The 9067-nt window shown below is 62.8% G+C and carries 9 protein-coding genes; 7 read left to right on the top strand and 2 right to left on the bottom strand.

Annotated features, from left to right (window positions below):
• From E5W70_RS28650 to E5W70_RS28665, 4 genes are all read left to right on the top strand, one after another.
• Positions 1–266, top strand: a 266-nt coding sequence (locus tag E5W70_RS28650; RefSeq protein ID WP_292664669.1) for a LysM peptidoglycan-binding domain-containing protein, incomplete at its 5' end; no start/stop codon positions are given.
• Between the two features lie 150 nt (positions 267–416).
• Complete coding sequence (hemH, locus tag E5W70_RS28655; protein ID WP_292664670.1) at positions 417–1481, top strand: ferrochelatase; 1065 nt, start codon at positions 417–419, stop codon at positions 1479–1481.
• Between the two features lie 129 nt (positions 1482–1610).
• The gene (locus E5W70_RS28660) at positions 1611–2561 is read left to right on the top strand and encodes an SPFH domain-containing protein (RefSeq protein ID WP_292664671.1); all 951 of its coding nucleotides are present in this window, start codon (positions 1611–1613) and stop codon (positions 2559–2561) included.
• Positions 2562–2571: 10 nt separating this feature from the next.
• Positions 2572–3036, top strand: a complete 465-nt coding sequence (locus E5W70_RS28665; protein ID WP_292664672.1) for an NfeD family protein — start codon at positions 2572–2574, stop codon at positions 3034–3036.
• Positions 3037–3043: 7 nt separating this feature from the next.
• Here E5W70_RS28665 and E5W70_RS28670 read toward each other — a convergent pair whose 3' ends face one another.
• Positions 3044–4045 (bottom strand): KpsF/GutQ family sugar-phosphate isomerase, encoded by a 1002-nt coding sequence (locus E5W70_RS28670; protein WP_292664673.1) that lies wholly within the window; start codon positions 4043–4045, stop codon positions 3044–3046.
• Between the two features lie 150 nt (positions 4046–4195).
• On the opposite strand from E5W70_RS28670, the gene E5W70_RS28675 reads away from it, so the two are divergent.
• Entirely contained in the window at positions 4196–5962 is a 1767-nt protein-coding gene (locus E5W70_RS28675) for an outer membrane beta-barrel protein (protein ID WP_292664674.1), read from the top strand.
• 126 nt (positions 5963–6088) lie between these two features.
• Here the strand turns inward: E5W70_RS28675 and galU are convergent, their stop codons facing one another.
• On the bottom strand, positions 6089–6994 hold the full coding sequence (gene galU / locus E5W70_RS28680) for a UTP--glucose-1-phosphate uridylyltransferase GalU (RefSeq protein WP_292664675.1): 906 nt from the start codon (positions 6992–6994) through the stop codon (positions 6089–6091).
• 207 nt (positions 6995–7201) lie between these two features.
• On the opposite strand from galU, the gene E5W70_RS28685 reads away from it, so the two are divergent.
• Entirely contained in the window at positions 7202–8428 is a 1227-nt protein-coding gene (locus E5W70_RS28685; RefSeq protein ID WP_292664676.1) for a lytic murein transglycosylase, read from the top strand.
• A gap of 26 nt (positions 8429–8454) precedes the next feature.
• The coding region (locus tag E5W70_RS28690; protein WP_292664677.1) for a DUF459 domain-containing protein at positions 8455–9067 on the top strand (613 nt) is incomplete at its 3' end.

A 9067-nucleotide genomic window follows, 5' to 3' on the forward strand; every position in this document is an offset into this window, starting at 1 on the left:
AGACAGCGCCTGCCCCGAGTGAGCCAGCCCCAAGTGAACCGGCCCCAACCGAGCCGGCAAAACCTGCCGAGCCCACCAAGCCGGCTGAGCCGGCACCGGCCGAAAGCAGCCATTTAATCGTCGCCGGCGATACCTATTGGGATCTCGCGGTGAAGGCCTATGGCGACGGCACCAAATGGAAAATGATCTATGATGCCAACAAAGCCTACGAGCCACGCCGGCTGCCGGTCGGCGCAACCTTGACGATCCCGGCGGCCTCGAAGTAATCCGGCCGCAGGAACGCAATGCACCCGCCCGGCAAACCGGGCGGGTGTTGCATTTCTGGGACAAGGTGCGGCCAGACGCAGCATTTGAAAACCGGCGCGGCATCGCTACTTTCGCCGCGGCACCGTTGGTTCGCGGTGTTGGAGAACCTCATGACGCGTGCCAGCCCTGCTGAAATCAAAGCCGAGAGGACCACCGCCTCGCCGTCGGCAGGGCGCCCTCTGGTCAGGCCCGGCAAGGTCGGTGTCATGCTGATCAATCTCGGCACCCCGGACGGCACCGGCTTCAAGCCGATGTGGCGCTACCTCCGGGAGTTCCTGTCCGATCCGCGCGTCATCGAGCTCAACAAGGCGATCTGGTATCCGATCCTCTATGGCGTGGTCCTCACCACCCGGCCGAAGAAATCGGGCGCCAACTATGCCAGGATATGGAACAGGGAGCGTAACGAGTCGCCGCTGCGCACCTATACCCGTGCCCAGGCCGAGAAGCTCGGGCTTGCGCTCGGCGATTTACCCCATGTGGTCGTCGACTGGGCGATGCGCTACGGCAACCCTTCGACCGCAAGCGTGGCCGAGAGACTGGTCGAGCAAGGCTGCGACCGCATCCTTTCTTTCCCGCTCTATCCGCAATATTCGGCGACGACGACTGCGACCGCCAACGACCAGCTGTTTCGCGCGCTGATGAAGATGCGCCATGCCCCGGCCATTCGCAGCGTGCCGCCCTATTACGACGAGCCGGCCTATATCGAGGCGCTCGCCCGTTCGATCGAAAAGCATCTGGCGAGCCTCGACTTCGAACCGGAAATTGTCATCGCTTCCTATCACGGCATTCCGAAACCCTATTCCGACAAGGGCGACCCCTACCAGGCCCATTGCCTCGAGACGACGCGGCTGCTGCGCGAAAAACTCGGCTGGGATGAAAATAAGCTGATCACCACCTTCCAGTCGCGCTTCGGCGCGCAGGAATGGCTGCAGCCCTACACCGACAAGACGGTCGAAAGACTAGGGCGCGAAGGCGTGAAATCGATCGCCATCGTCAATCCGGGCTTTTCCGTCGACTGCATCGAGACGCTGGACGAAATCGGCAGGGAAGCGGCCGAGACCTTCCACCATGCCGGCGGTGAAAAGTTCGCACACATCCCTTGCCTCAACGACAGTGCCGAGGGCATGGCGGTGATCGAGGCGATGGTGCGGCGCGAGTTGTCCGGCTGGGCCTGAACAGATCACCCGTCTATGCACCGGCAATCCGTGATCACCTGATTGTAACGTTGCTGAAACACACTTAAGTGTTTGGTCAAGTCGGCCGCGTGGAATGTCCAACATGGCCGGCCTTGAGGGGAGAGCCAAATGGGTTTCAGTGGTTTTGACATCGCGCTTCTTGTTCTTGTCGCCCTTGTCGTGCTGGTGCTTTTCAAGGGCATCCGGACAATTCCGCAAGGCTATAATTATACCGTCGAACGCTTTGGCCGTTACACCAAGACATTGAACCCAGGCCTCAACCTGATCGTGCCCTTCATCGACCGTGTCGGCGCCAAGATGAACATGATGGAGCAGGTGCTCGACGTCCCGACGCAGGAGATCATCACCCGCGACAATGCCACCGTTGCCGTCGATGGCATCGCCTTCTATCAGGTGCTCAACGCGGCGCAGGCCGCCTACCAGGTCTCCGGCCTGCAGAATGCGATTCTCAATCTCACGATGACCAACATCCGCACCGTCATGGGCTCGATGGACCTCGACGAACTTTTGTCCAACCGCGACGCCATCAACGAGCGCCTGCTGCGCGTCGTTGACGAGGCGGCGCATCCCTGGGGCATCAAGATCACTCGTGTCGAGATCAAGGACATCAACCCACCGGCCAATCTCGTCGAATCGATGGGTCGCCAAATGATGGCCGAGCGCAATAAGCGCGCCCAGATCCTCGCCGCCGAAGGCCTCAAGCAATCGCAGATTCTGGAGGCCGAGGGCCGCAAGGAAGCCGCCTTCCGCGATGCCGAGGCGCGCGAGCGCTCGGCCGAGGCTGAAGCACGCGCCACGCAGGTGGTGTCGGAGGCGATCTCTAAGGGCGACGTGCAGGCGCTCAACTACTTCGTCGCGCTGAAATACACCGAAGCGCTAACCAAGATCGGCTCGGCGACAAACAGCAAACTCGTTCTGATGCCGGTGGAGGCCTCATCGCTGATCGGCACGCTCGGCGGCATTGGCGAAATCGCCAAGGAGGTTTTCCGGAGCGAAGGCACCGCCGGCGCCGCACGACAGGCCGCCCGCCCACCGGTGGTTCGCCCGAGCGAGACCTGAGGCCGCAGCCATGCTCGACCGCATTGTTTCCGAACTCGGCCCGTGGAGCTGGATGGTCCTCGGCTTCGTCCTGCTGGTTATGGAGGTCATCGCGCCCGGCATTTTCATGCTGTGGATCGGCATTGCCGCGCTGTTGATCGGCGTCGTCTCGCTGCTCATCTGGGACGCCGGTTTCTGGACCTGGCAGGTCCAGGTCCTCGCCTTCCTCGCGCTGTCGCTGGTCTCGGCCTATGTCGGCAAGCGGCTGGTAGGCGGGCGCCATGAGGAGACCGACCAGCCGCTGCTCAACCGTCGCGGCGCACAGATGGTCGGCCGGACGGCGACCCTTGCCGAGCCGATCAAGGACGGGCGCGGCCGCATCAAGCTGGGCGACACGTTGTGGCGCGTCTCCGGCCCTGACCTGCCGGCTGGCACGCAGGTGCGGGTGACGGGCGCCGCCGACACCGATCTGGAACTGACGGTCGAGGCGGTCTAGAAGCCCGCTAGGCAGCACCGATGCGCAGCAGGTCGTGCAGATGGACGAGCCCGATCGGCCGCCTGCCTTCGACCACCATCAGGCTGGTGATGGCCGAGTCGTTGATCGTCTGCAGCGCCGTCGCAACAAGCGTGTCGGGCGCGGCCATTTTTGGCTCTCTGGTCATCACCTGATCGACGCTCATCGCCAGGAGATCGCTGCCGATATGGCGTCTGATGTCACCGTCGGTGATGATGCCGATCAGCTTGCCGTCCGCGCCAGTCACCGCCACGCAGCCAAACCCCTTGCGCGACAATTCCAGGATCGCTTCGCGCATGCCGGTACCTGACGACACCAGCGGCAGCCTGTCGCCGACATGCATGATCTCGCGGATCTGCGTCAGGTTGGCTCCGAGCTGGCCGCCGGGATGGAACGTGCGGAAATGGTCCGGGGTGAAGCCGCGTGCCTCGAGCAGCGCGATGGCCAGCGCATCGCCCATCACCATTTGCAGCAGCGTCGAGGTCGTCGGCGCAAGGCCGTGCGGACAGGCTTCCGGGGCTCGCGGCAGCAGAAGCACCACGTCCGCCGCGCGCGCCAGAGCCGATTTTTCGCCCGCAGTGACCGCGACCAGCGGGATCGAGAAGCGCCTCGAATAGGCGATGATGCCTTTGAGCTCGAGGCTTTCCCCCGACCACGACAGGGCGACGATAGCGTCGTTCCTGGCGATCATGCCGAGGTCGCCGTGATTGGCTTCGGCAGGGTGGACGAAGAAGGCCGGCGTGCCTGTCGAGGCGAGTGTCGCGGCGATCTTCGAGCCGATATGGCCGCTTTTGCCGACCCCGGTGACGATGACGCGGCCATCGATCTGCGACACCATGTCGACGGCCCGTGCGAACGGCTCGGCCAGCCCGTTTTCGAGAGCATCTGCCAGTGCCGCGACGCCGGCCTGCTCCGTCGCCACCGTTCTCAGCGCCGAGGCAATCGCGGCCTGCCCGTCGTGCCGCTTCCTGTCTGGGGATTTCACGTCCATGGACGATGCGATTAGCGCTTCGGCGCCCGCCTGTCCAACGGAATTGCCGCCCCGAACACCTTGACGGCCCATCCCTCAACGCTCCGTTAACCATCCCCATTTACGGTTTCGTAAGTATGGCGCGCGTGCGCCGCGCAAGCAGTGGTGCCGATGTCCGGGTTTCAGCCTCAAAGCAAAATGGGACGAAAGGGCAAGGCGGTCTGCGCTTTGCTGCTGGCAACCAGTGTCCTTGCGTTGTCGCGGCCGGCAGTACTTTGCGCCCAGGAAACCGAGCTGCGCGGCGAGGTTTCGGAATCGACAATCCTGGACGACCAGCAGTACAAGATCAGGCAATCGAGCATGGCTGGAACCCAAGGCGCCCAGGCTGCTGCAACCGCCAACGACAATACGCCGCTGCCTACCTATCGTCCGGCCAGTCCGGGGGCCTTGCCTGACGACGGCACGGGAGAGGCGGCCACAACCGGCGGCACTTTCGATCCGCCGGCGGCCAGCTGCGACCCATTTCCCGACAACGCTGCTCCGCCCCCACGACGGCGGCCAAGCGCAACACAACGCGCCGCCAATGCGGCCAACGCCGAAGACGAGACCGCGGACAGCCAGAAGCGCAAGGGAACCGCGACTGCACCCGCGGCGACGACCGATGACACCGATACCGCTGCCATAGACGAGCAGGATACGGTCAACCGCCGTGCCGTCACCGTCGATTCCGCCGAGAGGCTCAAGCTCGACCCCGGCGCCGAGCGCACCGAAGCCATCGAAGGCCAGAACAAAAAGAACGAGGACGACCCGTTCGCCGCCACAGGCATCAAGCTCGGCTCCTTCGTGATCCGGCCGACGCTCGAGCAAGGCCTGACGTCTTCGACAAACGCCGATTCGAGCAGCCTCGGCAAGCCGGCATTGCTGTCGGAAACGACGCTGCGCTTCAACGCCGTCTCCGACTGGCGGGAGAATTCGGCGACGGTTGAGGGCTATGGCATCTTCCGCGAAACCTTGTCCGGCTATGACATTCACGAGGCGCAAGGCCGGGTCGACGGCACGCTCAACATCGATCTCGACAATGATCTGCGCGCCATCGCCAAGCTGGGCTACGAGGCCGTGCCCGAATCGGCCTCGTCGCCGGACGCCATCGTCGGTGCCGTTGGGCAGCCAGTGCGCCAGACCGTGAACGGCAGCCTCGCCGTCGAGAAGGATGCCGGCAAGATGCGCTTCGCGCTGACCGGCGCGGTCGAGCACGACATCTTTGGCGACGCCAAGCTTTCGTCGGGCGGATCGCTGTCGCAGAAGGGCCGCGACTCGAGGCTCTACACGGCCATTTTGCGCACCGGTTACGAGATCTCGCCTGCCATCACCCCGTTCACCGAAATCGAGATCGGCCGGCGCGCTTATGATTTGCGCGTCGATCCAAACGGCTTCCGGCGCTCCTCCAGCAGGCTTGGCGCACGGGCCGGCGTCGAGCTCGATCTCCGCGAAAAGCTTAGCGGCGAGTTCTCGGTCGGCTGGCTGCGCGAGGCCATCGACGACGACCGCCTGCCGGCGATTTCGGGCGCGACGGTCAATGCCGATCTCAAATGGTCGCCGGAACGCGGAACCACGATCGGGCTCACCGCACAGACGACCGCCGAGAACACGACGAATGCGGGCGAAAGCGGCTCCATGCTCTATTCCGGCAGCCTCACCGGCGAGCGGCAAATCCGCGCCAACCTGACCGGAAATGCCGCGCTCGGCCTTGAATGGCGCGACTATACCGGCTCCGACGATCATGATTTGACGCTGAGCGCCGAGGCAGGGCTGACGTGGTGGCTGAACCGCTATACCGGGCTCACCACCCGCGCCAGGACTGAAAAACTGACCAGCAACCTGGTTGGGCGCGGCTACACGGCCAACAGTATCTTCGTCGGCTTGAAGTTGCAGCGCTAAATGCATGTCGCGCAAAAGTGTGCAGCGGTTTTGCGATAACGACATGCATAAAACAAGAACCTAAAGCGCGTCGCATGAGGTCGGTCGCGGCGCGCTTTAGCCGGTCAGCGGCAGCCGGTGTTGAAACTAGAAGGCTACGCCGCGGCGTTCTGACGGCGCGAGTTCGTCGAGAAGCGTGCGAATGATACCGGCCATGCCGCCATTCATGTCGCTGCGCCACAGTGCGAAGGCAACGTTGGCCTCGACGAAGCCTTCGGGCGAGCCGCAGTCGAACGTCCGCCCGCGGTAGTGGTAGCCGTAGAAGGGCTGTTGCTTCTGCAGCTTCAGCATTGCATCGGTGAGCTGGATCTCGTTGCCGGCGCCTTTTTCCTGACCTTCGAGTATCTTGAATATCTCCGGCTGCAGGATGTAGCGCCCGTTGATGTAGAGGTTCGACGGCGCCGTGCCGGTCTTCGGCTTTTCCACCATGCCGGTGATGCGGAAACCGTGATGCGCGTCCTCGCCGCGGCCGACAATGCCGTATTTGTGCGCCTCGGCCGGATCGCATTCCTGCACGGCGACGATGTTGTTGCCGGTCTCGGCGTAAAGCTCGACCATGTCTTTCATGCAGCTTTTTTCCGACTGCATGATCATGTCGGGTAACAGCAGCGCAAAGGGCTCGTCGCCGACGAGCTCGCGCGCGCACCAGACGGCGTGACCAAGGCCGAGCGGTACCTGCTGGCGGGTAAAGCTGGTCTGCCCCGGCGCCGGCTGCAGCCGCTGCAGGCGAGCGAGCTGGTCGTCCTTGCCGCGCTGCGCGAGCGTGTCGTAGAGCTCGAACTGGACATCGAAGTGATCCTCGATGACCGCCTTGTTGCGGCCGGTCACGAAGATGAAATGCTCGATCCCCGCATCGCGCGCCTCATCGACCACATACTGGATGACCGGCCTGTCGACGACCGTCAGCATTTCCTTGGGAATGGCCTTGGTAGCGGGGAGAAAGCGCGTGCCGAGACCGGCAACCGGGAATACTGCCTTGCGAACTCTCTTCATGTGCCAATTATCCATTTGCATGCCTGTTCGGCAATCCCGATTCGAGACATTTTCATGCCGAAATCGAGGATTACTGAACGGCGGGTCAGAAATCTCAGCTGGTAAAGCATTGACGCATCTTTTCTCCCCGGACGGCACCTATGGTAAACCAAATGCTAACCGGGTTCGGCGATGAATAGTCTTCCTGAGATGAAGAAGGAGGAAAAGATGTCCGTTCGCAACGCCGCAAGGCGCTTCACCAGCGTCCTGACGGCCGCCAGCCTCTCGCTTGCCTTGCTCATGTCCAGCGGGTCGGCTTTTGCCGATGCCGGCTTCCGCCAATGGGTCGCCAGCTTCCGTGCTACCGCCGTGGCGAGCGGCGTTTCCGGCTCCGTCTACGACCAGGCATTCAAGGGCATCAACGATGCTGACCCGGTGGTGCTGGAAAAGGCCCGTACTCAACCCGAATTCACCGCACCCGCCTGGGATTATTTCGATAACCGCGTCCATGACCAGTCGGTCGCCGTCGGCCAGCAGATGGCAAGGAAATGGAAGCCTTGGCTGGACAGGATCGAGGCAAGATACGGCGTCGACCGCTACATCCTGCTGGCCATCTGGTCTATGGAATCGAACTATGGCGAGACCCTCAAGCGCGATGACATCATGCGCAATGTCGTGCGCTCGCTGGCGACGCTTGGTTATGCCGACCCAAAGCGAGCGAAATTTGCCCGCACCCAGCTGATCGCGGCGCTGAAGATCCTGCAGACCGGCGACATCGACGAAAGCCATCTCAGCGGCTCATGGGCCGGCGCGATGGGCCATACCCAGTTCATCCCGACCAGCTACCAGTCCTATGCGGTCGATATGGACGGCAACGGCAAGCGCGACATCTGGAATTCGATTCCCGACGCACTGGCGACAGCCGCCAATTTGCTGAGGAAGAACGGCTGGCAGGCAGGCAAGACCTGGGGTTATGAGGTCAGCCTTCCGGACGGCAAGAAGCTGCCTGGGGGCTCGAAGTCGCTGTCGCAATGGCAGGCGCTGGGCGTCACCCGTGCCAACGGCAAGCCGTTCAAGAACGGTGCGGACAAGGCGACTTTGAAGCTGCCCGGCGGCCGCGGCGGGCCAGCCTTCCTGATGATCAAGAATTTCTCGGTCATCAAGCGTTACAACAATGCCGACAAATATGCGCTTGCCGTGGGCCTTCTTGCCGACGAAATCGCCGGGTATGGCGGGCTTGTGCAGGACTGGAAGCGACCGTTTACCAAGCTCTCCTTCGAGGAAAGGCAGGAGCTTCAGAAGCGACTTTCCGAGCACGGCTATTACGACGGCAAGTTCGACGGCAAGATCGGTGACGGATCGAAAACCGCCATCATGGCCTTCCAGGCAAAGGCCGGCTTGACCCAGGACGGGTATCCGAGCAAGGAAGTGCTCAAATGGCTCAGGCAGAACTAGAGCCGGTTACGGGATGGAGAGGGTGATTGGTTTCGGCTGCGCGCATCCGGTTAATCGTTCGTCGCGTGCCGATCCTCGTTCTGGCGATCGCCGTTCTGGCAGTCGGCGGCGCCAGTGCCTTTCATACCTCGGCCATGGCGCAGGAGCCGGAAAGTCGTGGCTGGTCGCTACGCGACCTGTTTTTTCCACGCAGAAGCGAGCGGTTTGAGCAGCCGCCGCTCGAATTCCAGAGAGAATTCCAGAGAACAAAGCCCAGACCCAAGCTGAGGAAGCCCCGGTCCGTTCGCCGGCCGCCGGCGGCCGAACCGACAACCCCGGTGGCCGAGAAGGCGCCGGATGCACGCGTCGTTCTGGTGGTCGGCGATTTCATGGCGTCTGGGCTGGCTGAGGGGCTCGACGCCGCCTTTGCCGAGAACACCGGCGTTAGGATCGTCGTCCGTGCCAACGGATCGTCCGGCTTCGTGCGTGACGATGTCTACAACTGGCCAGAACAGGTCAAGTCGCTGATCGCTGCCGAAAAACCGGCAGCCGTCGTCGTCATGCTCGGATCCAACGACCGACAGCAGATGCGCGTCGGCGATGTGCGCGAGCAGCCGCGATCAGAAAACTGGACCAAGGAATACGAGCGCCGGACCGATG

The organism is Mesorhizobium sp. (assembly GCF_005063415.1).
Classification (GTDB): Bacteria; Pseudomonadota; Alphaproteobacteria; order Rhizobiales; family Rhizobiaceae; genus Mesorhizobium.

Excerpts from the sequence above, each read along its gene's own strand:
- hemH (WP_292664670.1), top strand. The coding sequence starts at position 417 with ATGACGCGTGCCAGCCCTGCTGAAATCAAAGCCGAGAGGACCACCGCC.
- E5W70_RS28660 (WP_292664671.1), top strand. The coding sequence starts at position 1,611 with ATGGGTTTCAGTGGTTTTGACATCGCGCTTCTTGTTCTTGTCGCCCTT.
- E5W70_RS28665 (WP_292664672.1), top strand. The coding sequence starts at position 2,572 with ATGCTCGACCGCATTGTTTCCGAACTCGGCCCGTGGAGCTGGATGGTC.
- E5W70_RS28670 (WP_292664673.1), bottom strand. The coding sequence starts at position 4,045 with ATGGACGTGAAATCCCCAGACAGGAAGCGGCACGACGGGCAGGCCGCG.
- E5W70_RS28675 (WP_292664674.1), top strand. The coding sequence starts at position 4,196 with ATGTCCGGGTTTCAGCCTCAAAGCAAAATGGGACGAAAGGGCAAGGCG.
- galU (WP_292664675.1), bottom strand. The coding sequence starts at position 6,994 with ATGAAGAGAGTTCGCAAGGCAGTATTCCCGGTTGCCGGTCTCGGCACG.
- E5W70_RS28685 (WP_292664676.1), top strand. The coding sequence starts at position 7,202 with ATGTCCGTTCGCAACGCCGCAAGGCGCTTCACCAGCGTCCTGACGGCC.